The 22348-nt window shown below is 68.2% G+C and carries 28 protein-coding genes; 16 read left to right on the top strand and 12 right to left on the bottom strand.

Going from position 1 to position 22348, the window contains the following annotated elements; genetic code table 11:
- Positions 1 to 172: 172 nt before the first annotated feature.
- The 3 genes from JOF55_RS12445 to JOF55_RS12455 are packed head-to-tail and all read left to right on the top strand — an operon-like array spanning position 173 to position 3521.
- Entirely contained in the window at positions 173 to 757 is a 585-nt protein-coding gene (locus tag JOF55_RS12445; RefSeq protein WP_310273746.1) for an RNA polymerase sigma factor, read from the top strand.
- Between the two features lie 23 nt (positions 758 to 780).
- Complete coding sequence (locus JOF55_RS12450) at positions 781 to 1260, top strand: hypothetical protein (protein WP_310273748.1); 480 nt, start codon at positions 781 to 783, stop codon at positions 1258 to 1260.
- Entirely contained in the window at positions 1257 to 3521 is a 2265-nt protein-coding gene (locus JOF55_RS12455) for a CHAT domain-containing protein (RefSeq protein WP_310273750.1), read from the top strand. Before JOF55_RS12450 ends, JOF55_RS12455 begins: the two co-directional genes overlap by 4 nt.
- Here the strand turns inward: JOF55_RS12455 and JOF55_RS12460 are convergent.
- Positions 3496 to 4665, bottom strand: a complete 1170-nt coding sequence (locus JOF55_RS12460) for a pyridoxal phosphate-dependent aminotransferase (RefSeq protein ID WP_310273752.1) — start codon at positions 4663 to 4665, stop codon at positions 3496 to 3498. The genes JOF55_RS12455 and JOF55_RS12460 overlap by 26 nt on opposite strands.
- A gap of 214 nt (positions 4666 to 4879) precedes the next feature.
- Here JOF55_RS12460 and JOF55_RS12465 point away from each other — a divergent pair, with 214 nt between their 5' ends.
- The gene (locus JOF55_RS12465; protein WP_374727476.1) at positions 4880 to 6088 is read left to right on the top strand and encodes a DUF445 domain-containing protein; all 1209 of its coding nucleotides are present in this window, start codon (positions 4880 to 4882) and stop codon (positions 6086 to 6088) included.
- Positions 6089 to 6127: 39 nt separating this feature from the next.
- Here the strand turns inward: JOF55_RS12465 and JOF55_RS12470 are convergent, their stop codons facing one another.
- Entirely contained in the window at positions 6128 to 6733 is a 606-nt protein-coding gene (locus JOF55_RS12470) for a CGNR zinc finger domain-containing protein (protein WP_310273756.1), read from the bottom strand.
- Positions 6734 to 7060: 327 nt separating this feature from the next.
- Here JOF55_RS12470 and JOF55_RS12475 point away from each other — a divergent pair, with 327 nt between their 5' ends.
- The 5 genes from JOF55_RS12475 (at position 7061) to JOF55_RS12495 (ending at position 10141) form a co-directional block, all read left to right on the top strand.
- Positions 7061 to 7501 carry a helix-turn-helix domain-containing protein gene (locus JOF55_RS12475; RefSeq protein WP_310273758.1) on the top strand — a complete coding sequence of 147 codons (441 nt, stop codon included), beginning with the start codon at positions 7061 to 7063 and terminating at the stop codon, positions 7499 to 7501.
- Between the two features lie 5 nt (positions 7502 to 7506).
- Entirely contained in the window at positions 7507 to 8274 is a 768-nt protein-coding gene (locus JOF55_RS12480; protein ID WP_310273761.1) for a hypothetical protein, read from the top strand.
- Positions 8275 to 8385: 111 nt separating this feature from the next.
- A complete protein-coding gene (locus JOF55_RS12485) occupies positions 8386 to 8676 on the top strand; it encodes a DUF2516 family protein (protein ID WP_310273763.1) in 291 nt (96 codons plus the stop codon).
- Positions 8673 to 9515: an alpha/beta fold hydrolase gene (locus tag JOF55_RS12490; RefSeq protein ID WP_310273765.1), complete on the top strand. Its 843-nt coding sequence runs from the start codon at positions 8673 to 8675 to the stop codon at positions 9513 to 9515. The genes JOF55_RS12485 and JOF55_RS12490 overlap by 4 nt, the downstream gene beginning before the upstream one ends.
- A gap of 77 nt (positions 9516 to 9592) precedes the next feature.
- A complete protein-coding gene (locus JOF55_RS12495) occupies positions 9593 to 10141 on the top strand; it encodes a YbaK/EbsC family protein (protein ID WP_310273767.1) in 549 nt (182 codons plus the stop codon).
- Positions 10142 to 10198: 57 nt separating this feature from the next.
- Here JOF55_RS12495 and purU read toward each other — a convergent pair whose 3' ends face one another.
- From purU to JOF55_RS12510, 3 genes are all read right to left on the bottom strand, one after another.
- On the bottom strand, positions 10199 to 11092 hold the full coding sequence (purU, locus tag JOF55_RS12500) for a formyltetrahydrofolate deformylase (RefSeq protein WP_310273769.1): 894 nt from the start codon (positions 11090 to 11092) through the stop codon (positions 10199 to 10201).
- Positions 11093 to 11158: 66 nt separating this feature from the next.
- Positions 11159 to 11911, bottom strand: a complete 753-nt coding sequence (locus JOF55_RS12505; protein WP_310273771.1) for a maleylpyruvate isomerase N-terminal domain-containing protein — start codon at positions 11909 to 11911, stop codon at positions 11159 to 11161.
- A gap of 114 nt (positions 11912 to 12025) precedes the next feature.
- A complete protein-coding gene (locus JOF55_RS12510; RefSeq protein WP_310273773.1) occupies positions 12026 to 12565 on the bottom strand; it encodes a DUF2505 domain-containing protein in 540 nt (179 codons plus the stop codon).
- A 16-nt stretch (positions 12566 to 12581) separates the two neighbouring features.
- On the opposite strand from JOF55_RS12510, the gene JOF55_RS12515 reads away from it, so the two are divergent.
- A complete protein-coding gene (locus JOF55_RS12515) occupies positions 12582 to 13766 on the top strand; it encodes a UDP-N-acetylmuramate dehydrogenase (RefSeq protein ID WP_374727272.1) in 1185 nt (394 codons plus the stop codon).
- 137 nt (positions 13767 to 13903) lie between these two features.
- Positions 13904 to 14899 (top strand): hypothetical protein, encoded by a 996-nt coding sequence (locus JOF55_RS12520; protein ID WP_310273777.1) that lies wholly within the window; start codon positions 13904 to 13906, stop codon positions 14897 to 14899.
- Between the two features lie 22 nt (positions 14900 to 14921).
- Here the strand turns inward: JOF55_RS12520 and JOF55_RS12525 are convergent, their stop codons facing one another.
- On the bottom strand, positions 14922 to 15638 hold the full coding sequence (locus JOF55_RS12525) for an SDR family NAD(P)-dependent oxidoreductase (RefSeq protein ID WP_374727477.1): 717 nt from the start codon (positions 15636 to 15638) through the stop codon (positions 14922 to 14924).
- Positions 15639 to 15934: 296 nt separating this feature from the next.
- On the opposite strand from JOF55_RS12525, the gene JOF55_RS12530 reads away from it, so the two are divergent.
- The 3 genes from JOF55_RS12530 to JOF55_RS12540 all read left to right on the top strand — a co-directional run bounded on the left by JOF55_RS12530 (position 15935) and on the right by JOF55_RS12540 (position 19088).
- Complete coding sequence (locus tag JOF55_RS12530; protein WP_374727478.1) at positions 15935 to 17068, top strand: L,D-transpeptidase; 1134 nt, start codon at positions 15935 to 15937, stop codon at positions 17066 to 17068.
- A gap of 209 nt (positions 17069 to 17277) precedes the next feature.
- Positions 17278 to 18573, top strand: a complete 1296-nt coding sequence (mshA, locus tag JOF55_RS12535) for a D-inositol-3-phosphate glycosyltransferase (protein ID WP_310273783.1) — start codon at positions 17278 to 17280, stop codon at positions 18571 to 18573.
- A complete protein-coding gene (locus JOF55_RS12540; RefSeq protein ID WP_310273785.1) occupies positions 18570 to 19088 on the top strand; it encodes a type III secretion system chaperone family protein in 519 nt (172 codons plus the stop codon). Before mshA ends, JOF55_RS12540 begins: the two co-directional genes overlap by 4 nt.
- Before the next feature lie 105 nt (positions 19089 to 19193).
- Here the strand turns inward: JOF55_RS12540 and JOF55_RS12545 are convergent, their stop codons facing one another.
- The 5 genes from JOF55_RS12545 to JOF55_RS12565 all read right to left on the bottom strand — a co-directional run bounded on the left by JOF55_RS12545 (position 19194) and on the right by JOF55_RS12565 (position 20764).
- Positions 19194 to 19409 carry a hypothetical protein gene (locus tag JOF55_RS12545; protein WP_310273786.1) on the bottom strand — a complete coding sequence of 72 codons (216 nt, stop codon included), beginning with the start codon at positions 19407 to 19409 and terminating at the stop codon, positions 19194 to 19196.
- Positions 19410 to 19621: 212 nt separating this feature from the next.
- Positions 19622 to 20068: a hypothetical protein gene (locus JOF55_RS12550; protein WP_310273788.1), complete on the bottom strand. Its 447-nt coding sequence runs from the start codon at positions 20066 to 20068 to the stop codon at positions 19622 to 19624.
- The gene (locus JOF55_RS12555) at positions 20065 to 20262 is read right to left on the bottom strand and encodes a hypothetical protein (RefSeq protein WP_310273790.1); all 198 of its coding nucleotides are present in this window, start codon (positions 20260 to 20262) and stop codon (positions 20065 to 20067) included. Before JOF55_RS12555 ends, JOF55_RS12550 begins: the two co-directional genes overlap by 4 nt.
- Positions 20262 to 20543 carry a hypothetical protein gene (locus tag JOF55_RS12560; protein ID WP_310273792.1) on the bottom strand — a complete coding sequence of 94 codons (282 nt, stop codon included), beginning with the start codon at positions 20541 to 20543 and terminating at the stop codon, positions 20262 to 20264. The genes JOF55_RS12555 and JOF55_RS12560 overlap by 1 nt, the downstream gene beginning before the upstream one ends.
- Entirely contained in the window at positions 20543 to 20764 is a 222-nt protein-coding gene (locus JOF55_RS12565) for a hypothetical protein (RefSeq protein ID WP_310273794.1), read from the bottom strand. Before JOF55_RS12565 ends, JOF55_RS12560 begins: the two co-directional genes overlap by 1 nt.
- A 147-nt stretch (positions 20765 to 20911) precedes the next feature.
- On the opposite strand from JOF55_RS12565, the gene JOF55_RS12570 reads away from it, so the two are divergent.
- Both JOF55_RS12570 and JOF55_RS12575 read left to right on the top strand, forming a co-directional pair.
- A complete protein-coding gene (locus JOF55_RS12570) occupies positions 20912 to 21748 on the top strand; it encodes a helix-turn-helix domain-containing protein (RefSeq protein WP_310273796.1) in 837 nt (278 codons plus the stop codon).
- A gap of 11 nt (positions 21749 to 21759) precedes the next feature.
- Positions 21760 to 21954 carry a DUF397 domain-containing protein gene (locus tag JOF55_RS12575; protein ID WP_310278347.1) on the top strand — a complete coding sequence of 65 codons (195 nt, stop codon included), beginning with the start codon at positions 21760 to 21762 and terminating at the stop codon, positions 21952 to 21954.
- A gap of 63 nt (positions 21955 to 22017) precedes the next feature.
- Here JOF55_RS12575 and JOF55_RS12580 read toward each other — a convergent pair whose 3' ends face one another.
- The gene (locus tag JOF55_RS12580) at positions 22018 to 22329 is read right to left on the bottom strand and encodes a helix-turn-helix domain-containing protein (protein WP_310273798.1); all 312 of its coding nucleotides are present in this window, start codon (positions 22327 to 22329) and stop codon (positions 22018 to 22020) included.
- Between the last annotated feature and the right edge of the window lie 19 nt (positions 22330 to 22348).

Genomic DNA, 22348 nt, shown 5'->3' on the forward strand with positions numbered 1-22348 from the left:
TGGGGAAATTCCCGGATGTGTCGAAACGGTGTGCTGAGTAGGAGTACCCGATTGTGTCCCCCATTCGGGCGGGTCCTCGGTCCGAAGTGAATCCGGAGAAACCCTTCGTCCCTCTTACTCGTGGAACGCCCGGCCCGGATGGGTCGGTGCAAGGGAGATGGAGGTGTGGGTAGTGCACGAGATCGGTGACGCCGGTGAGATGGCCACCCTGCTGGCCCGGGCGTCAGCGGGTGATGATCGGGCCTGGCGCGAACTGGTCGACCGCCACGGCAGCATGGTGTGGGGCGCGTCGAGGGCGTATTCGGCCAACCGCGCCGACGCGGAAGATGTCTGGCAGGCCACCTGGCTACTGCTGGCCGAGAACCTGAACCGAATCCAGGACCCGGATGCGTTGCCGGGGTGGCTGGCCACCACCGCCCGCCGCGAATCCCTCCGGCTGGCCAAGGCGCGGCGGCGTGAGTCACCGGCGGCGCTGGACAGCATCCTGATGGACGTGCCGGACACGGCCGAGGGCCCGGAGAGCACGGTGCTGCGCACGGTGGCCGCAGGCAGGCTCGGACAGGCGTTCGCGAGGCTCTCCCAGCGCTGCCAACAGTTGCTGCGTGTGGTGGCGGTTGCTCCCGATGCCAGTTATGCGCAGGTCAGCGCTGCGTTGGGCATGGCGCGCGGAACCATCGGCCCGAAGAAGGGCCGATGCCTTGCGGCCCTGCGGGAGGGCATGGTCGCTCTGGGAATGCCGGAGGAGGCGGCCGGATGAGCGGGCACCGGATGAGGGGAAAAATGCCTTCGGAGCTGCTGGCGTTGGGCGAGCTGTTCCGGACCTGTGATCCCGCGCCGGAGCACGCGATGGCCGGTGCGTACGGGGCTTCGGAACTGGCTCGCAACGGCATCGATTCGGATGCCCTCGCCCTGGAACTGGTCAGCGACTCGGCGGAAGCTCCTGCCGCCGAGGCCCTGCGTTCCTGGCCAGGCGGCAGGGAGACGAGGGAACTCACGTTCGTGCTCCCCGGTCGCGTCGTCGAGCTCGACCTCGTCTCGACCGTGCCTGGCATGTTCCGTGCCACCGGAATGGTGATCAGTCGAGCCGGCCAGGCCGTGCCCACCGGTGCGGTGGCGTTGCGCCATCCCGCCGGCCAGTGCGTCGGCGAGTTGGATGCGCACGGCGGTTTCCGTATCGATGACGTGCCCGCCGGACCATTGAGCGTGCTGCTGCGGACCGCGCGGTCCGGCTGTGCCGTCGCCGACTGGCTGGTCTGTTGAGTACCGGCGTGGCGGTGGCCGAGCTCTCCCGGCTGCTGCACCGGCCCCGGCGTGGGGGCAGGCAGCACCGGGTGGCTCAGGTACTTCTCGGTCGGGGCCTGGCACAACTGCACGGCAACAGGTTCGGCGATGCCGATGCCGACCTGAGGGCCGCCGAGCGATTGTTCGCCGTGGACGGCAGGAGCGGGAGTGCGGCCGTGTGCCTGCACAACCGCGGCCTGGTGGCTCTCCGGAGCGGTGATCTCCCGCAGGCGCTGCGGTTGTTCACTCGGGCGGTTGCCGACGGGTTGGACCTCGACGCCAGTCCGGAGGCCCGCGCAGATCGGGCCGAGGCACTGGCTGCCGCAGGGCTGCGCACCGAAGCTCGAACGGAAATGGAGTTCGCAGCGGCACGTCTGACCGATCTCGGTCGCGACTTCCGGGCGGCCGAGACGAGATTGGCACTGGCCGACTGCGCACTCCGCGACGGCGACGCCGAAGGCGCGCTTGCCGCGGCTCGTGCGGCCCGCAGGGTGCTGCATGGCCGGTGCCACCCCGCGTGGTCGGCACTGGCCGTGGCCACCGAGTGGCGCGCGAAACTGGCAGCGGGCCATCGGTCCCGCTACGCGCTGGGGTCCGCGCGAAAAGCGGCCGCGGCGTGCGCAGCACATGGATGGGCTTCGACGGCCACGGAACTGTGGCTGGCCGCAGGCATCGTCGCGAAACGCCATGACATGCCCGTTATGGCGAGGAAACTGCTGGGACAGGCGGCTTCCTGCCGCGAGGCGGAGGTCGCGCCCGCACCCCAGCGGGTCCTCGGGTGGCTGGCGGAGGCTGTCCTCGCCGAGCAGGATGGGCACGGGCACCGAGTTTTCGAGGCCTGTGATCACGGTCTACGGCTCGTCGAGGAGCATGCCGCGGCGATGCCCGCGTTCGACCTCCGGGTCCACGCATTCGGCCTGGCGGGAGAACTGGCCGAGACCGCGATCGGTGCTGCCTTGCGAACCGCCGATCCGGAGCTGGTGCTGCGGTGGAGCGAACGGTATCGGGCGGGCGCCCTCCATCGGCGGGACCTGCCTCCGCCGGAGGAGCCGGGACTGAGTGCGGCTCTGGAGGAACTGCGTGCGGCGGTTGCGGAGATGCGGACCGGGCGCTTGCACGCGCATGCCGCACGAGTGGCGGTGCTGGAGGACCGGGTACGCGACCAGGCGATGCTGGCGGACGGGACTGCGGGAGGAGTCGGACCTTCCTGCGGGCTCGACGACATCCGGAGGGAATCGGCAGGTGCGGTCCTGGTGAGCTACTTCGTCCACGATGGAGTTCTGCGCTCCGTATCGCTGGTGGACGGAGAGCTCAGGACGGCTGCTCACGGCAGCGAAGATGCGGTGGGCGCCGATGTCGACAGGCTCCGATGGTGCTTGGGGCGGCAAGCCGCGCGGACGCACTCTCCCGTCGCCGCGGCCTTTGCCGAAGGCGCCCGACACGCTGCCGAGGGGTTGGAACGGCAGCTACTGGCACCGGTACTGCCGGAGCTGCGGCGCGGCCGGGCGCTGGTGATCGTGCCGACCGGCCGCCTGCATGCGCTGCCTTGGGCGGCCCTGCCCGGTTGTCGAGGCAGGAGTGTGACCGTCGCCCCCTCGCTGCGCTGCTGGCTGCGTGCGGCGGAAGAGGCGCGCAGCGGTGCGCGGAGCAGGCGGCAGGTGTGGGTGGCGGGTCCGGGGCTGGAACACGCGGGCCGTGAGGCGCGCACATTGCGGGCCATGTCGGGCGGGGAACTCCTGACCGGCGGCAATGCCACCGCCGAGCGGGTGCTGGGTGCTATGGACGGAGCGAGGATCGTGCACATCGCCGCACACGGATGGTTCCGTGATGATCGACCACTGCTGTCCTGTTTGGATCTGTTCGACGGCCCGCTCTACGGCTACGACCTGGACCGGCTGCGGCGCGGCCCCACGACCGTGGTGCTCTCGGCCTGTGAGGGCGGGCGGTCCGCGGTCGGTCGTGGCGACGAGCTCCGGGGACTGGCGGCGGCCCTGCTGGGGCGAGGCACGGCAACCGTGATCGCCAGTATCGTGCCGGTGCCGGACGAGCGGACCGCCGAGGTCATGGTCTCGCTGCATTCCGCGTTGCGCGAGAACCTCGCCCCGGCGGAGGCATTGGCGCGTGCCCAGGCTCGGCACGGCGAGTCGGGGTTCATCTGTCTCGGCTACGGAGGGGGCTATGGCGAGGGTGGCGACGGACTCACCGAAGCTGCCGTCAGCGCAGCTTGTGCAACCGGGTGAGGGCTTCGTCCAGGACCTCGTCGCGTTTGCAGAACGCGAAGCGCACGAGATGCCGGACCGGATCGGGATCGTCGCAGAACACCTGCACCGGGATGGCGGCCACACCGGCCCGTTCCGGCAGTGTGCGACAGAACTCCTCGCCATCGTCGAAGCCGAGCGGGCGCACGTCGGTACAGACGAAGTAGGTTCCCTCACCGGCCAGGACATCGAATCCCACCTCGGTGAGGCCGCTCGCGAGGAAGTCCCGCTTGCGCTGCAACTCGTCCCGCAGTCGATGCACCCAGTCGAGCTCGGTGCGCAGCGCGTGGGCCACCGCGGGCTGGAAGGGAGCGCCGCCGACGAAGGTCAGGAACTGCTTGGCGGAACGCACGGCGGCGATCAGCTCCGCGGGGCCGCACACCCAGCCGATCTTCCACCCGGTCACGCTGAAGCTCTTGCCCGCGCTGGAGATGGACAGCGTGCGCTCGGCCATGCCGGGCAACGTGGCCGGCGGTGTGTGCCCGCGTCCGTCGAAGAGCAGGTGCTCGTAGACCTCGTCGGTCACCGCGATCACGTCGTGCTCGCGGCACACCTCGGCGACCACCGCCAGCTCCGCGTCGGTGAGCACGGTCCCCGTCGGGTTGTGTGGCGAGTTCAGCACCAGTGCCCTGGTCCGCGGCCCGACGGCGGCCCGGAGCGCGTCGGTGTCCAACTCGAAACGGTGATCCGGTCCCTGCTTCAGCCCGACCGTGCGGCGCACACCCCCGGCCAGGGACACCGCGACCGGGTACGCGTCGTAGTACGGCTCGATCAGCACGACCTCGTCACCCGGTTCGACCAGGGCGAGCATCGATGCCGTCAAGGCCTCGGTCGCTCCGACGGTGACCAGGACCTCGCTGTCCGGATCGTGCTCGATGCCGTAGTGGGTGCGGCGCTGTTCGGCGATGGCCTCGCGCAACGCGGGTTCCCCGGTCCCGGGCGAGTACTGGTTGACGCCGTCGGCGATGGCGCGTTGCGCCGTCTGCAGCATGCTCGCGGGCCCGTCGGTGTCCGGGAAGCCCTGTCCGAGGTTGACGGCCTCGGTACGCCTGGCGAGTTCGGTGATCTCCGCGAAGATGGTGGAGGTGAACGGGCGCAGCCGGGAGGTCAGAGCAGGAGAACGCACGCCCCGGAGGGTATAGGAATTCTCGGAAGTCCCGACCCGGTGGTTGCCGAGCCCGGTCCCCGGACGGTCGGGTGTCCGGGTGTCTCGCGTGTCACGTGGTCCCCCCGGTCCCTTCGATGGTCGCCTGCGAGGCCCACCCGCCGCACGCTGTCACAATCGAGGAGTGCCGGACACAGCGATAGCCGAGGCCGAGCGCCGACGGGGTCTGCGGCGGATGAAAAGCGTGGCCACCGGTCTGTTGCTGCTCGCCACGGCGATCTATGTGCTCGCGCGGTGGCAGGAGAGCACGGGCGCCCCGGAATGGGTCGGGTACGTGAGTGCGGCCGCCGAGGCGGGCATGATCGGTGCGCTGGCGGACTGGTTCGCCGTGACGGCACTGTTCCGCCACCCGCTGGGACTGCCCATTCCGCACACCGCCATCATCCCGACGCGCAAGAACGTACTCGGTCACAGTCTCGGTGATTTCGTGGGCACGAACTTCCTGTCGGAGGAGGTGGTCCGGGACAAGCTGCACCGCGCCGAGATCACCCGGCGTGCCGGTTCCTGGATCGCCAACCCCGAACACGCCGAGCGAGTGACCTCGGAACTGGCGACCGCCGTGCGCGGAGCCGTGCAGGTCCTGCGCGACGAGGATGTGCAGGAGGTTCTCGAGCAAACCCTGGTGCGCAAAGTGCTCGACCAACCGTGGGGACCACCGCTCGGACGGATTCTCGGGCAGGTCTTCGCCGACGGATCCCACCACAATCTCGTCGATCTCGTCTGCGACCGTGCCTACGACTGGGTCCGCGACAACCACGAGACCGTGCTGCGTGTGGTCAGCCAGCGGGCCCCCTCGTGGTCGCCGCGGTTCTTCGACTCGATGGTCGCCGACAAGATCTACGCCGAGGTGCTGTCCTTCGCCTGGGCGGTCAAGACGGACCCCGACCACCAGATGCGTGCAGCGGTCGACCGCTTCCTGGTCGAGTTCGCCGATGACCTGCAGCACGACCCGAAAACCATGGCCAAGGCCGAGCAGATCAAGCAGCAGGTGCTGGAACACCCGGAGGTGCGCAACCTCGTGTCCTCCGCATGGGAGACGGCGAAGGCGATGCTGTTGGACGCTGCCGAGGACCCGTCCAGTGAACTGCGGATCCGCGTGCGCGACGGGTTGCGCTCGCTGGGGCGTCGTCTGGTCGACGAAGCACCGCTGCGCGCCAAGGTGGACGGCTGGCTGGAGGGAGCGGCGGTGTACGTGGTCTCGCACTACCGCTCGGAGATCACGGCACTGATCACCGACACCGTGGAGCGCTGGGACGCCGAGGAGACGTCCCACAAGATCGAGTCGCACGTCGGGCGGGACCTGCAGTTCATCCGGATCAACGGCACCGTGGTGGGGGCGCTGGCCGGACTCGTCATCCACACCGTGACCCAGGTGCTGGTGTAGCGGCAGAGCAGCCTCGGCAGGCAGCAGTGGTCGGCCACCTCAGGTGGCGGTACGGCGTTCGCGCCAGGAACGGGCCTTTTCCCGGTTACCGCAGACGCGCATCGAGCACCACGTGCGAGAGCGGTTGCGGGACCGGTCGTAGAAGGTCCACAGGCAGTTCTCCGCAGGACAGATCTTGAGCCGGTCCCAGTGTCCGGTGGTGACCAGGCGGGCGGCGGCAGCCAGCACGCTGCCCAGCGCGTCGGTTCCGGTCAGCACCGGCACGCCGCCCTGTATCCGTACCCGCACCGGCCATCCCGGCAAGCCCGGCGTCTCGGTGATGTCCGCAGGCAGCTCGCTTCGCGGGGGGCCGCCACCGCAGGACACCGCGGTACGCAGGGAATCGCGGACCTTGCGTGCTGCTGTGCTTTCGGGTGCCCGGCCCAGTCCTCGTTCGAGACACCATTGCTGCCAGCCGACGGGGTCGTCCAGGAGTTCGGTCCCGGTCTCGGAGTCGCAGGTGTTGAGGAAGGCCAGCACCAGTTCGATGTCGTGTTCCGTGTCGAGTCCCGCGGACTCCCGGGCAGCCGACGGCGCTCTGTGCTCCGCGGCGCCTGCCTTGCCGGGGGCGACTGCGCTGTCCGATCCGGTGGCTTCGGTGCTCACAACACCATCGTAGGTGCGTTGGGGGTTGTGCCTCCGTGGCGAAACCAGCATATTCACTTCACCAGTTAGTGACCAGCAAAAAGAAGACGATGGTAAATCGGGAAAGGGCGAGGTCATGATCGGATCGACCGACTTGTCCGGGGCCCGTTCTACCGCTGTGCCGGGTAGGGAGTGCTGCGCCTCTCCGTCCGGATGTGGGAGCCCGGGTGGTGGGGGGGGTCTCGGCCGACAACGATGGTGGAAACAACACCCGATAGAGTGCAAGCAGAGTGCTTGCAGCAGTTAGCACCTCGGTTTATCGTGGTGATCACAGGGAAGGTGGCTGTCGTGGACCGGGTGGACAAGACCGTGAACAACGCGGTGAACCAGGCGGTCAGTGACATCGGCAGCTACATCCGGACCCAACGTGGCAACGCCCAGATCTCGGTGCGGCAACTGGCCAAGCGAGCCGGAGTGTCCAACCCGTATCTGAGTCAGGTCGAGCGCGGGTTGCGCAAGCCGAGTGCGGAGATCCTGCAGCAGATCGCCAAGGCATTGCGGATCTCCGCCGAGGCGCTGTACGTGCAGGCCGGAATCCTGGAAAGCCGCGAAGGTGGCCCGGTCGTGGATGCCGTCCTCGCCGACGCCGACCTCAATGAGCGGCAGAAACAAGTTTTGCTGGACATCTATGCCTCGTTCCGGCGCGAGCAGGACGACGAGTCCGGGCACCCTGCACCGGGGGAGAGTTCACGGCCGGCCGAGGCGACGACACCGGAGACCGAGGAGTGAACACCATGCCGACGTTGCCCACGGCGCAGGACATGACCAGAGCACGGGAGCAAGCAGGCCAAGTTATCGAGGGTGCGGTTCACCAGGCCCGGACCCCGCTGATGGCCGCGCTGGGCGCCGGGGATATCGCCGCACATGCCGTCGCGGACACGGTGAAGCAGGTGCGGCAACAACTCAACGAGAGTGCCGAATCCGCCCGGATGGGCGTCAATGACCTCCCCGGCGACCTCAATGGATTGCGCAGCAAGCTGACTCCGGCCGAGCTGCGGAAATTGGTGGACACCTACACGAACTCGGCCGTGCGGATCTACGGCTACCTTGCCGACCGGGGGGAGGATGCCTTCGGGCGCCTGCAGGAGCAGCCGCAGGTTCAGCGCGCGGTCAACCAGGTCGGAACCGCCCAGGAACGCTTCGAAGGGGCTGTCGGTGACGCCCGTGATCTCGCCGACGATGTGCTCGGCAGGGTCTCCACCACCACCCGCTCGTTCGGGGAGAGGGCCGCGCGGAGCACCGAAGCGACCGCCACCGACACCGCGGCCACGGTACAGAGCGCCGCTGCCGACACGGCGGCCACGGTACAGAGCGCCGCCGACGACAAGGCCGAAGCGGTGCAGGAAGCCGGCTCCAAGACCGCCACCACGGCCCGCAGCACCACGAGCAAAGCCGCCAACCGTGCCGCCGAGGCCAAGAGCAACGGCAGCACCACGGCGGCCAAGAGCAACGGCAGTGCCAAGCAACCCAAGTCGGCGGCTCGGAAGAACACCGACAACTGAAGAACGCCGGCCGTCCCGTCAAGCCCGGGAGCCACGTGTTCGGTTGAGAGGTCCGGCACTCACCTCCACGGTGGGTGCCGCCACCCCACCTCGGACACGTAGCCTGGGCATGTGCTATTGCAATTCTGGATCGAGCTGATCCTCTGGTGGGCGAGCCTCCCGCTCGGGGTGTATGCGTTCGGTCATGCGGCGATGCAGCGGGCTGACGCGTTCACCGCGGCGGACAAGCTGAGCAAACCGGCCTGGCTGGGCATCACCGGCGGCGGAATGCTCGTGCTCGGACTGTCCCAGGGTCCCGGAGGGGGCATGATCTTCTGGGTCGCGGGTCTGGTTGCCGTGCTGGTCTACCTCGTCGACGTGCGTCCCAAGGTGACCGAGGTGCAAAGGGGAAGTTCCTGGTGACGGCTCTGGACTCGGGAGCCGTTTGGAAGGTCCATGGCAGCGGTTCACCCGTCACGCTCGTCGTGCACGGCCTCGGCGCCACCGAAGGAGAGGCGCGTATCCCCGCCTCGGGCGTGCGCGGCACCCGGGTCGTCGTCACCCTGCCCGGGCATGGGGATGCCGCCGCGGCACCGACCGGATACTGGGACTACGGCCGCGTCGCCGAGGACGTGCTCGCGATCGCCGACGAGGTCGCGGCGACCCGCGCGGTCGGCGTTTCACTCGGTGCCGGTGCACTGATCCGCATCGCGGCGGAAGAACCGGACCGGTTCGAGCGTCTCGCGCTGCTCCTGCCCGCTTCGCTGGATCGTCCGCGTGACGAGGCGGCGACCGCGCCGTTCATGCGGCTCGCCGATGCCGTCGACGCCGCCGCCTCGGACGGCGGTGCGAGCCTGCGCGCGCTCGTCACCCGGAGCCTGCCCGCGGGCATGGAAGTCGGTGACCACGCCGAGCAGCGTGCCGCCGCGCTGAGGCGTCTCGGCAGCGCACTGCGTGCGCTGCCCGGAAAGTGCCCGGTGGATGATGCGGCACCGCTGGCGGCGGTGACCTCGGACGTCCTGGTCGTCGGGGCCACCGACGACGAACTCCATTCGCCCGAGGTCGCCAAGGAAGTGGCTCGTGCTTTTCCGGATGCCCGACTGGAACTACTGCCCTCGGCCGCACCGATGGTCACCCATCGGCACGAGCTCCGCAGCCTGCTGACCGGCCTGCTGAACTCCGACGTCCGCCGGAATCCCACGGAAGATCAGGTCCCCTCCGGAGATCAGGCCCCCTCCGGAGATCAGGGACAGCACGGGTGATTTTTGCAGTTTCGCGCGAAACTGCAAAAATCCTCCCCGTGGGCAGGGGCCAACCGGTCAGGGCCTAGGCTCGCAGCATGGTTGACTGGTCATCGGCTGCCGGAACGCTCGAGGTCTCGCCCGCACTGGAACGGCAGGACTTGCTCGCCGATCGTGTCGTGCCCGCGATTCGAGCTCTCGAGACTCCCGAGACCGTCGGTGTTGCCGAGATCGACCCGGAGTTGGCCGACACGGCCGCGTTCTGCGAGCAGTACGACTCGCCCCCGGAACTCTCGGCGAACTGTGTGGTGGTTTCCGGCAAGCGCTCCGGTGAGCTGCGGTATGCCGCCTGCTTGGTCCTGTCCACCACTCGCGCCGATGTGAACGGCGTCGTCCGGCGCAGGTTGGACGTGCGCAAGGCCTCCTTCACGCCGATGGAGGAGGCTGTCAGCCTGACCGGGATGGAATACGGCGGGATCACTCCGTTCGGTCTCCCCGATGGTTGGCCGGTCCTCGTCGACGCCGCCGTCACCGAATCCCCCGCCGTCGTCGTCGGCAGTGGACTGCGCCGGAGCAAGCTCATCGCCCCCGGAAAGCTGCTCGGTGAGCTTCCGGAGGCCGAGGTGGTCACCGACCTGGGCCGCTGAGCAGCAACCGCCCCGCAAACTGCCGGACCTGCTCGGCCGAAAGACGACACTGCCCGGCTAAAAGACGACGGTGCGCTGGTCGTGCACCAGTACCCGATCCTCCAGGTGGGCGCGCAGGCCGCGGGCGAGGACGATTTTCTCGATGTCCCGGCCTTTGCGGACCATGTCCGACACCGAGTCCGTATGGTCCACCCGCGTCACGTCCTGCTCGATGATCGGCCCCGCATCCAGGTCCGCCGTGACGTAGTGGCAGGTTGCCCCGACCAGTTTCACCCCGCGCTGGTACGCCTGATGATACGGGCGAGCGCCGGCGAACGACGGCAGGAAACTGTGGTGAATGTTGAGGGCACGGTCCTGCCACGCCCGGCACAGTTCCGGCGGCAGTACCCGCATGAACTTGGCGAGCACGATGGCGTCCGGAGCCTGGCCGTCGACCAGTTCCCGGATGCGGCCGAAGGCGGCTTCCTTCGCCTGCGGATCTGTGCCATGCGGGTCTGTGCCCTGGGGAAACGGGACGTGGTGGAACGGGATGCCGTGTGCCTCCGTGATCGGTCCCAGATCCGGATGGTTGCCGATCACCGCGCGCAGGTCCACATCCAGCTCGCCGGAGCCGATGCGGCCGAGCAGGTCGTGCAGGCAGTGGCCCTCCTTCGACACCAGGATCACGACCCGGCGTCGCTGCTCGGTATCGGAGACCCGCCAGTCGGCGCGCTCGTCCAGCTGCGTGGCCACCTTCGCGAACCGTTCTCGCAGTTCCTCGATCCCGAACGGCAGCGAGTCCGCACGAACTTCCTGGCGGGTGAAGAACCAGCCGGTGTCCGGATCGGTGTGGTACCCCGCCTCGACGATCCAGCCGCCCCATTCCGCCAGGAAGGAGGCGATGTGGGCGACGATGCCGGTGCGGTCCGGACAACCGAGGGTGATGACGTATCGCCGTTCGGTCAGTGACATGGTGGCCGATTCTCGCAGTTCGCAAGCGCCGGAGCCGGTTGTGCCCGGATGGCGGGACCGAGTGCTTCAGCGGCCACTGACCAGCCCTGCGAGCGTCTCGTCTCCGCTGACCACGGCGGAGCTCGGTCGCCCCCACACGCGCCGGTAGATCGCATCGGCCGTTCCGGCGACCGTGGCGTCCACCTCGGGGCTGCCGAGCGCGGCATCGTGGGGGGCGCCCGTTTCCGGGGGCTGCTCGGGGCGGAAGGTCACCAGCCACGTCCGGCCCGCATCGGCCGCGTGGAACAGCGCTTGGCCGTCACCGTGCTGATCCGCCCACTTGCGGGTGCCGGACAACAGCACCGAGAGCATCTCGTCGACGCCGTCGGCGGCGAAGTCCGAATCGAACAGCAGCTCCCGGACTTGGGCGGTGTCGCCGTCGGCCAGCGCATGTTCCGCGTCGAGCCGGTGGATCGCGGTCTCGTGCGCCATCCTGCGGCTCCAGGCTGCGGGCGTGCCACCCGGAAAGAACGACCACACGGCGCGGTCGGCGTCACTCGTGGCGAGCTTGTCGAGCAGCTCGGCCAACCGGTCGTCCCACCAGGACAGCGTGTCGGTGAATCCGTCCGGGGGGACGGGAGGCTGCGGTGTGGAGCCGTCCGGCTCCGTGTCCACCGCGAGACTGCCCATCGCATAGACGCGGCCGAGGTGGCGCATCATCTTGTGCACATCCCAACCGGGGCAGGTGAGTACGGAGGCCTGTGGCCCCGCCTGCACTGCCATCGCACGCAGCGCGGCGGCCTGCTCGGTGAGCTCACGGTGGTGACTCTCGCTCATCATGCCCGGAGTTTAGGAGGTGTGTCGAGGCTCGCGAAGACCTCCGAAGACCTCCGAAGACAGCGTCCGGCGCACGTCCGGCTCGGATCGCGAGCAGCGGCGGCGGTCCGGGCGCTTTCAGTGCCCGCGCGGTTGGCGGGACAGCCAGTCGGAGGTGAACCGTGCCTCCTCGGCCAGCAGGGCGCTGATCCGGTCGGCGACCATCTCCTCCACCTTGCCGCCGACGAAAGGCATGTTCACGGTGACGCTGCCGTCGATCACGAACTCACTGACCCGGTTTTCGTCCGCGGATTGCTCGGCCTCGGGCAGGTCACGCAACCACATCGAGCCCGTGATGGAGCCAGGTACGCGGGGAATCGCCGCTGCCACCTCGCCCGAGTAGTACCCCGGCTCGACGGGGCGCCACGATTCGCTGCGATCGATCAGCACGTCCCCGCTCACCACGGTGCGAGCGATCGAGGGCAACCGGTCGGCGGGCACTCCCTGCCGTACTTGGAACCGCACGTCCTGCTCGGTCGCCGAATACTCGACCAGTTCCGTATTGCTGCCGCCGAGTTTGCTCAGTCGTTCCTTGATGTGGTCGGTGTCGATCAGCGCGCCGTGCATCCGGGAGGCCGGCCATGCGGAGGTGCTGCGGTGCTCGATGCGGCGTGTCATGCGAAGAAGGTTACCTTTGGCAGTCGTGAACTCCTCGCTGTCCGGCGCGTCGCAACCGCGCGAGACCGCCCAAGCCGATACTCGTGCCCCGGCCGACCTCCAGCCTGGTCGCCCAGCCAATCTTTCGGGTGACCTTTCGAGTGGCGACGCACTCGCGCGCCACACCACGCTGCGGCTGGGCGGCCCGGCGGCCGAGCTCGTCGTGGCCGGGCACGCCGACGAACTGGCCGAGGCCGTCCGTACGGCGGATTCCGCGGGCACGCGCCTGCTCCTGCTCGGAGGCGGCTCGAACCTCGTGATCGCCGACAGCGGGTTCGACGGCCGGGTGGTGCGCATCGCCACCCGCGGCCACCGGATCGACAGTGCCGGTGACGGTCTCGTGCGGTTGACCGTCGAGGCCGGTGAGGACTGGGACGAGGTGGTCGCCGAAACCGTGCGGCAAGGGCTCGGCGGTCTGGAGTGCCTGTCCGGTATACCCGGGCTCACCGGTGCCACTCCCGTGCAGAATGTCGGCGCCTATGGTGTCGAGGTCTCCGAGATGTTGACCTCGGTGGACCTGTTGGAACGCCGGACCGGCCGTGTCCGGACGGTTCCCGCCGAGGAGCTCGGCCTCACCTACCGCAGCAGCCTGCTCAAGCACACCGAGACGGCAGTCGTATTGCGGGTGCGTTTCCTGCTTCGTGATGATGGTCTCTCCGCGCCCATCCGTTACGGCGAACTCGCCCGCGCTCTCGACGTCGACATCGGCGATCGGGTCTCCGCCGAGCGGGCGCGTGCGGCGGTGCTCGGTCTCCGGCGCGGCAAGGGCATGGTGCTCGATCCGGAGGATCACGACACCTGGAGCGCGGGCTCGTTCTTCGTCAATCCCGTGCTGGAGCAGGGCGAACTTGCCGACGCGCTGCACCGCATCGCGGCCGGGGTCGGTTCCGACCAGCGCATTCCCCGTTATCCGGCAGCGGGGACAAGCACCAAACTCTCCGCGGCGTGGCTCATCGAACGAGCCGGATTCACGAAGGGGTACCGGGGCCCCGGCGGCCGGGTCGGACTGTCCACCAAACACACTCTCGCGCTCACCAACCGGGGATCGGCCACCACCGATGATCTGCTCGGTCTGGCAGCGGAGGTGCGCAGCGGTGTTCGCGAGCACTTCGGAGTGTCGCTGGGCGTCGAGCCGGTACTGGTGGACTGCGCACTGAGGTGAGTGAATGTCGAACGGCCGTATGAGTGACGCTTCGTGACTAATGATTAACTCTGAGTGTTAAATGGTGCCCGGAGGGTGCCATGTGGAACATCAGGGAACGACGCGATCGAGCACTTATTCGCCCGGTCAAACGAGCCGTGGAGGATCAGCTGCTGGATCTACCCGGTGTCGTCGCGGTCGACATCGGGGAGAAGCGCGCGGGCACGCGCCCCACGGGTGAGCAGGTCATCGTCGTCTCGGTTCGCCGCAAGGCGCAGGCGGAGCAGCTCGCCACCGGCGCCCGCGTTCCCACCAGCGTGCTCGGCGTCCCCACCGATGTCATCGAAGAACAACCCGTGGTCCAGCACGAGCATCGCCCGATTCGGCAAGCACCGATCACCGGCAGGCGCGATACACCGAGAACCGTCCACGGTGGCCACGGCATCGCGCCGTGCCGCCCGGTCGTGCCCGGAGATCGTGCCGCCGCCGACGGGGACGAATACCGCCGTGTCGGCACACTGGGCACGCTGGTCGTCGCTTCCGCGTCGAGCCCGGTGATGATGGGACTCACCACTTTCGACGTCGCCTGCATGGATGACGCATGGGCAGTCGGCAACCGGATGTCCGATCCGGACACCGGTCGGGTGTATGCCGAGCTGGCCCGAGCCGCACTGTCCGGGCGGGCCAACGCCGCCGCTGTGGCCATCGACAATGGTGTCGGGCATTCCTGCGCGGTCGCAGGTCTCGGTGCGATCACCGGACAGTGCGGGGCCCATCCCGGCGAGACCGTGCACAAGAGCGGCTACGGCACGGGGGTGACCACCGGCACCGTCACCTCGATCGACACGACGCTGCGCATCGACCACGGTGACACGCTCGGCGTGCGCGTCCTGCGCGAGCAGGTGCGCGTTTCCGCGGCTTGCCGATATCCCGCGTTCGCCGGGCGCGGGGACGCGGGAGCCGTGCTGGTCGATTCCGAGGGGCGGGTGGTCGGCCTGTGCTTCGGCAGCAGCCCGGACGGGGCGACCGGGTTCGCATGCCCCATCACCGATGTGCTCGGCGAACTCGACGTGGAACTGTGCCTGTCCTCCCATCGGCTGGGGGACGCGAGCCGAGGCGGCAACTCTCCGACCACCGTGCCGGATTCACCGTGAGAGCACTCCTGCGGGTGCTCCCTCAGGACTCCCGGTGTGCGCGGGTGGCCGACGCCTGGTCACGGGGCTTGAGCACGATCTGATCGAGGTCCACGTGGGCAGGCCTGGTGACCGCGAAGCTGATCACGTCGGCGACGTCCTCGGCGGTCAGCGGGGTCAGACCACGGTAGACCGCCGCAGCCCGCTCGGTGTCACCGCTGAAGCGCACCTCGGAGAACTCCGTTTCCACCAGGCCCGGGGCGACCTCGGTGAACCGGACGGGTTCGCCGAGATGCTCACCACGCAGTGTCCGGTGCAGCGCGGCCTGGGCGTGCTTGGCCGAGGTGTAGCCGGATCCGTTGTCGTAGGTTTCCAGTGCGGCGACCGACGTCACCGTCACCACGTGCCCGTTGCCGGAGGCGACCAGCTTCGGCAGCAGCGACTTCGTCAGTCGCAGCGTGCCCAGCACGTTCGTCTCCCACATCCACCGCCAGTCGGCCTCGTCGGCCGCGGTGACCGGGGCCACGCCCTTCGCGCCGCCCGCGTTGTTGACCAGGACGTGGCATTCGGGGACGCGCTCGACGAACGCCGCCACCGAAGCCGCGTCGGTCACGTCGAGTTCCACCGCGGTTCCACCGATCTCCTCGGCCAACTGCTCCAGTCGAGCGACTCGCCGCGCCCCCATGACGACGTGGAAACCCGCGGCGGCGAGTGCGCGCGCGGTGGCCGCGCCGATCCCGGAACTCGCGCCGGTGACCACGGCCCAGCGGGCTCCCTCGCGTGCGGCCGAGGTTCCCGTCGATGCAGGGTGCGGGCTTGCCGTCGTAGACTCCGGTGTAGTGCTCACGCGGCGATCCTCCCGCAGAGACCGATCGAAGCTCGGGGGCCATCCGGTTGCTGTGACTCGTGACACTTCGAGCTCGGGCATCCCCGACCGCTTGCCAGGCGTCCACGGGAAGAGATGCGTGCGCATCCGGATCATGACGGAGTGAGGTCAGGGTGTTGAACAGCGAGAGACGGTCACGAGTGCGGCCCTTGTGGGTCGTCCTGAGCGGGATGCTGGCAGCGGTGCTGCTGGTTTCCGGCTGCGGTGCCGGAAGCGGCGGAAGCGGCGGAGGGGCGACGAACCCGAGTTCGCAGGAAGCGGCGCCTACGGCTCAGGTCACACTCGAGCCCGCTGAGGGGGCAACGGAGGTCAACCCCACCGAACCGGTCACCGTCTCGGTGGCACACGGTCGTCTCGAGCAGGTCACGCTGACGAACGAGAGCGGCGAGAAAGTGCAGGGCACCCTCGCCGAGGACGGTACGAGCTGGCAGACGAGCGAGGTTCTCGGCTACGGCAAGACCTACACCTGGTCGGGCAGTGCGGTCGGCGAGAACGGCAAGACGGTTCCGGTCCGGGGAAGCTTCACCACCGTGCAGCCGAAGGAGGTCGTGCGCGCCACGATCACCCCTGTCGATGGTGTGACACGCGGCATCGCGATCCCGATCATGATCGAGTTCGACGCGCCGGTGGAGAACAAGGCCGCGGTCCAGCGCGCCCTGGAAGTGAACGCTTCCGAAGAGGTCAAGGGAGCCTGGGCCTGGTTGAACGACAAGAAGGTCCACTGGCGCCCCAAGGAGTACTGGCCCGCGCACACCGAGGTGAGCGTGGAGGCCAACCTCTACGGGCTCCACTACGGCAGCGGTAAGTACGGCAAGGCCGATCTGACCACGGAGTTCAGCATCGGCCGCGCTCAGGTCGTCAAGGCCGATGTGGACACGCATCGCATCGTGGTCATGCGCAGCGGCGAGCAGGTCGCCAGCTATCCGGCCAGCTACGGCAGGCCGGGCAATCCCGACCTGCACACCCACAACGGGACCTACATGGTGATGGCCAAGCATCCCGTCGAGATCATGGACAACCCCCAGTACGGCTACACCGATGTCAAGAAGAAGTGGGCCGTGCGGATCTCCAACCACGGGGAGTTCATCCACGAGAACGAGGAGAACCGGGCCAACATCGGCGAGCGCAACACTTCCCACGGCTGCATCAATCTCACCAACGCCGACGCGAAGCAGTACTTCGACAGCGCTATGCGCGGCGATCCCGTGGAGGTCACCGGCTCCAGCACGAGCATGCCGCCCCGCTACGCGGTGTACGACTGGATGCTCAGTTGGGAGCAGTGGCAGGCCAAGTCCGCCCTGTGACCAGCGGGTTGTGCTCCGTGGCCAATGGACTGTGCCTGTCGGGCCGCGCGGCTTCCCGGGGCCACCTCCCGGGGAGCACCTGCCCTGCGCACGATGCTGTCAAGGAGTTGTGAGGCAAACAATATCGGAATGTTTCGGGGCTCGGAAGTGTCGGGACTCGATGGGCCCGAAGGTCTCGGCTCGCCATGACAGGCTTCGATGGGCAGTAGATGACTTCCACCACACTCCGAATGCGTCCGCGCCGTGTCGCCGTGTTCTCGTTGCACACCTCACCACTCGAACAACCCGGAACCGGCGATGCGGGCGGCATGAATGTCTACATCGCACAGACCGCCACCCGGATGGCCGAACTCGGCACCGAGGTCGAAATCTTCACGAGAGCCACCTCGTCCGAGATCCCTCCGGTGGCGGAGCTGGCCCCCGGAGTGACGGTGCGCAGTGTCGTCGCGGGTCCCTTCGAGGGGCTCGGCAAGGATGACCTGCCCGCGCAGTTGTGCGCGTTCGCCGCCGCGGCGCTCCGGGTCGAGGCGCGCCACGAACCCGGCTATTACGACATCGCGCATTCGCACTACTGGCTGTCCGGCCAGGTCGGGTGGCTGGCGCGGGAACGGTGGGGCGTTCCCCTGGTACACACCGCGCACACGCTGGCCAAGGTCAAGAACAACGCGCTGGCCGAGGGCGACACGCCGGAGCCACGGGTGCGCGTTGTCGGTGAGGAACAGGTTGCCGCCGATGCCGACCGGCTCGTCGCCAACACCGATGTCGAGGCGCAGGAGCTGATCGACCTCTACGACGCCGACCCGGACAGCGTGGCCACCATCCCGCCCGGGGTGGATCTGCAGCGTTTCACTCCGGGCGATCAGCACCACGCCCGCGCCGCGTTCGGGCTTCCGCAGGACGCCATCGTGCTCGCCTTCGTCGGCAGGATCCAACCGCTGAAAGGCCCCGATGTCCTCCTGCGCTCCACGGCAGAGCTGCTCGACCGGCATCCCGAACTGCGAAGTCGCCTGATCGTGCTCGTCGTCGGCGGGCCGTCCGGCAGCGGGATGGAGCGGCCCGAGTCGCTGCATCAGCTCGCCGCCGAACTCGGCATCACCGACGTCGTGCGGTTTCTCCCGCCACAGGGCGGGCAGGATCTGGCCGAGGTGTACCGGGCCGCCGACGTGGTGGCCGTGCCCAGCTACAGCGAGTCCTTCGGCCTGGTCGCCCTGGAGGCGCAGGCCTGCGGTACCCCGGTCGTGGCGGCCGAGGTCGGTGGTCTGTCCGTGGCGGTCGACGACGACGTGTCCGGTCTGCTGGTGCCCGGACACGAGGCGAAGGAGTGGGCCGACGCGCTGGGTTCGGTGGTGCTCGAGCCCGACCGGCGGGCGAGACTCGCCGCGGCAACCACCGCGCACGCCACCGGCTTCTCCTGGCAGCACACGACCGAGGCGCTGCTGGAAACATATGCGCGCGCGAAGATGGCATTCCATTCCCGGTTCCGGATCCAGGAGGCAACGGCGTGACTTCCACGACTCCCGGCGCGGTCATCCAGGCAACGCTGGACTCCAGTTCGCTGGAGTACAAGCACGAGGCCGAAGGCAGGTTCTTCGTCACGTTGCCCGGCACTCGCAAGCTCCAGACCAACTGCTGGCTCCTCGTCGCCGAGCACGCCCTGGTGATCGAGGCGTTCGTGTGCAGGCAGCCGGACGAGGCCCACGAGGAGGTCTACCGGTACATGCTGCAGCGCAATGCCCGCCTGTACGGCGTGCACTACACGCTCGACAGCGCCGGGGACATCTACCTGGTCGGGCGGATCGGCCTGCACGCCGTGACCGAGGATGAAATCGATCGGCTCCTCGGGCAGATTCTGGAAGCGGCCGACGGCGACTTCAACACGCTGCTGGAGATCGGCTTCGCCACGGCCATCCGCCGCGAGTGGGGCTGGCGCGAGTCGCGCGGGGAGTCGCTGGCGAACCTGCAGGCGTTCCGCCAGCTCGTCGAGCGGGACGGACCCGTGCTCCCCATGTCCGAGCGGTAGCTACTCCGGTTGGCCGTGCGGGGTGGCGCCGGTCAATTTCGCGAGAAATTGGCCAACGCCACCCGGGAGCGGCTCGTTTCCAGCGCCGTTGTCCTCTGTGCATGGTCACGTGTCCCGTAGCCCGACCAGGATCCGTGCCAGCATGGCCTGCTCGTGGGGGCCGGTGAATCGGAGGAAGCGCCAGTGCACCTCGTGCGGCATCGGCCCGCTCGGGGCGGGTGCGGTCGGGTCGAGTGGGCCGAACCATCCGAATCGGTGCGCTGCCTGGGAGTCCTGGTCGGACACAGTGGGCTGGTCGGAGAATTCGATGGCCGTTGTCATGCCGAAGCTGCTTTCTCGGTGGTGGGCGGGGAACGCCCGTGCGGAAAGGATGCTCTTCATCGCCGGGGACTCGGCGCGACCGGAGTCGGGGAGTGGGCCGCGCCGAGTCCCGGGGGCCCGCCCTGGCAACGGGGACGCCGTTGTCGCAGGTGCCAGGGCGGGCGCGGTGCGGTACCGGTCGGGGGACAGGCGGCACCGCACCGAGTCGTGGCCTATGCGGCCTGCGGTAGCGGGATCTCGGTATGCTCGGCTCTGTCGGCCCCCGGCAGGGTGGAACTGCCGGGGTTCGGCGTTCGGTCGAGGAGCAGGACCAGCGCCGATTCCAGGTCGGGGATGCGCTCGGTGGGCTCCGCGTCGGGGTCCTCCTCCGGCCAGGTGATGTCCGGGTCCCGGGTGGGCCAGGTGACGCGGGGTGAGACGCGCGGTACTCGGGACGGTGCCACCCCGGCGAGCTGAGTGCAGGGGGCGCAGACCGTGCGTGCCGCGTCCTGCGGAGGCTCTTCGCCGAGGCGGCGGTGCATCGGCCCGTACAGGCGGTGTCCGCAGGTGGCGATCACGGACCCGCCGCAGGTGGAGCGGGTCACGGCGTGCCAGCCGGACTCGAGGACACTGGCCATCCAGGCGCGCTCCTCCGGATCGGCCACTTCCGGGGCGCTCATGCTTTTCCCACCGGTGGCCGCCGCATCCACTCGGTCTGCTCGGCGGACTGCCGATCGGCTTCCCGACCGGATGTGCACTCGGAGGCATGTTCACGGGCACGCCCACGCGCCCGGTCGAGGTCGGCCTGCGGAGTCCAGGCCAACAGGCCGAGCAGCACCGCCAGCACCGCCAGCACGATCACGGCTTCGGCCATCACCGGACCTCCTCGGAAGAGTCACTGCCGGGGCAACGGCTGCCGTGGAGGTCGTCGGCAGGGGATTCGGCGGTGTTGAGTCCCGTGGTGTGGGACCGGCTGTGGCTGTCGTGCTCGGTCGCGGTCTCGCGCAGGGCGGCGGCGAGTTCGTCCAGCGCACCCGCCAGCACGCGCCGGTCCTCCGGGGTGCAGCGACCGCCGCCCACCGCGAAGGCCGCGTCGTCGAGCATCCACTGGGCTTTGCGCAGTAGTGCCGCCAGCGCCGTCTCCCTGCCCGCCATCACCGCACCACCCGCAGGCAGTCAGGGCAGCGGCGCCGCCGGGTGCTCGGATGACCGGGCTCGGCCCACAGCACTTCCGCACCGCAGGCCGCCCGCACCTTCCAATCCGAGGCCCAGTGCGCATCCCGATCCCGCAGCGTCGTACCGGGCAGCCACCGAGGCCACACCTCCGGCCGCAGCTCAGGGCCTGATGTGAACGGCGCCTGGATGTAGTGAGTCATCGAAGTCTTGCCCTCCGCTTCAGTGAGGCCATCCGCAACTGAGGTCCATATCTACTCAGTCGATCTACTCTAGATAACCTAACTTGTAGAACTACGATCCGCGATGGCCCGATCGGGTGATCAGTCTGGAAGGGTTACGCTCAGGGCATGGCGAGCCCGATCATGCGACGCAAAGCTCTTGGTCGTGAGCTGCGTAAACTTCGTGCCGAATCAGCTCAGAGCCTTGAAGAGATCGCGAAGCTGCTCGGGTGCTCTGTCGCCAAGGTTGGGCACATCGAGACGGGACGGAACTCTCCGAGCAAGCCTGAGCTCATGGTCTTGATGGATCACTTCAACCTCAGCAGCCAGGACCGAGCAGTGTTCGAGGAGATCAGGCAGGAGGCATCGCAGCGCGGTTGGTGGTCCACCTATCGGCTTCCTACGTGGTTTTCCAACTACGTCGGGATGGAGACCGACGCATTACGAGTGCGTAGCTTCGAGCTCGAACTGATGCCCGGCCTGTTACAGACCGAGGGCTACGCTCGTGCGGTGACGACGCTCGCTCGCCACATGACCGAACCGCAGGAGGTCGAGCGCAAGGTCGAGCTACGTATGCAGCGGCAGCAGCGGCTCTTCGAGGAAGAGCCGCTTGAGCTGATCACCGTCATCTCGGAAGCTGCACTGCACAGGTGCGCCAAGGCCAGCAACGTGTCTACCGGTCAACTCACTCACTTGATCGAGATGGGTAAACGTCCGAACGTGACCATCAACATCCTGCCGTACGACCTCGGTCTGCACGAGTCGATGTCCGGTTCGTTCCATTTACTGGACTTCCCGCCCGACACGTGGCCATCCACTGCTTACCAGGAGTATGCCGTCGGTGGTCACCTCGTGGACGACGAAGACATTGTTTCCGAGCTGGATACCCTGTTCGCCGAGCTTCGAGAGCAGGCGTTGAGCGAGCAGGACAGCGTCTGCCGTATCTCGGAATTTCTACATGGATGAAGGGCACGACTATGGATCTCTCTCCTACCGGCTGGCGCAAGTCCACCCGTAGCGGAGGCGGCAACGCTTGCGTCGAGGTCGGCCGTGTCGCCGGCGGTGCGGCTGTACGGGACACCAAGGACCGTGCGGCCGGGTACTTCACGACGACCGGTGCGCAGTGGTCGGCGTTCGTGACCGCGATCAAGGGTGGCGCCTTCGACGCCTGACGGCCTTCCGAGCTGAAGCGGTGAGCGGAACTTTCGCCTACGTAGACGGGACGAAAGTTCCGTTCACTCCGTTCGACCCGATGAGGGACCAGTCTCACTGTCCATGATCGACCACTGTGTACGGGTACCGACAGCACGCGCGTAGCAGTGGATTGTCGCCAGTGTCGGGTTACCTCCGACACGCTCGAAATTTGGCGCCTTCGCCCGTGTGGTTCCCACGCGCTCGGCAATCTGGGACTGAGTGAAGCTCCGTTCGTGGCGCATCCGCACCAGGGTCTCGATCAGGCTCGTATGCTCGGCCGCATCTTCGCGAGCGGATTGCACCTCGGGGTCGGACTCGTCGTAACCGAGCAGGCCGAGCAAGTTCGTGCTCATGTCGCCTCCCCTTGACTCC

The organism is Haloactinomyces albus, assembly GCF_031458135.1.
Taxonomy (GTDB): domain Bacteria; phylum Actinomycetota; class Actinomycetes; order Mycobacteriales; family Pseudonocardiaceae; genus Haloactinomyces; species Haloactinomyces albus.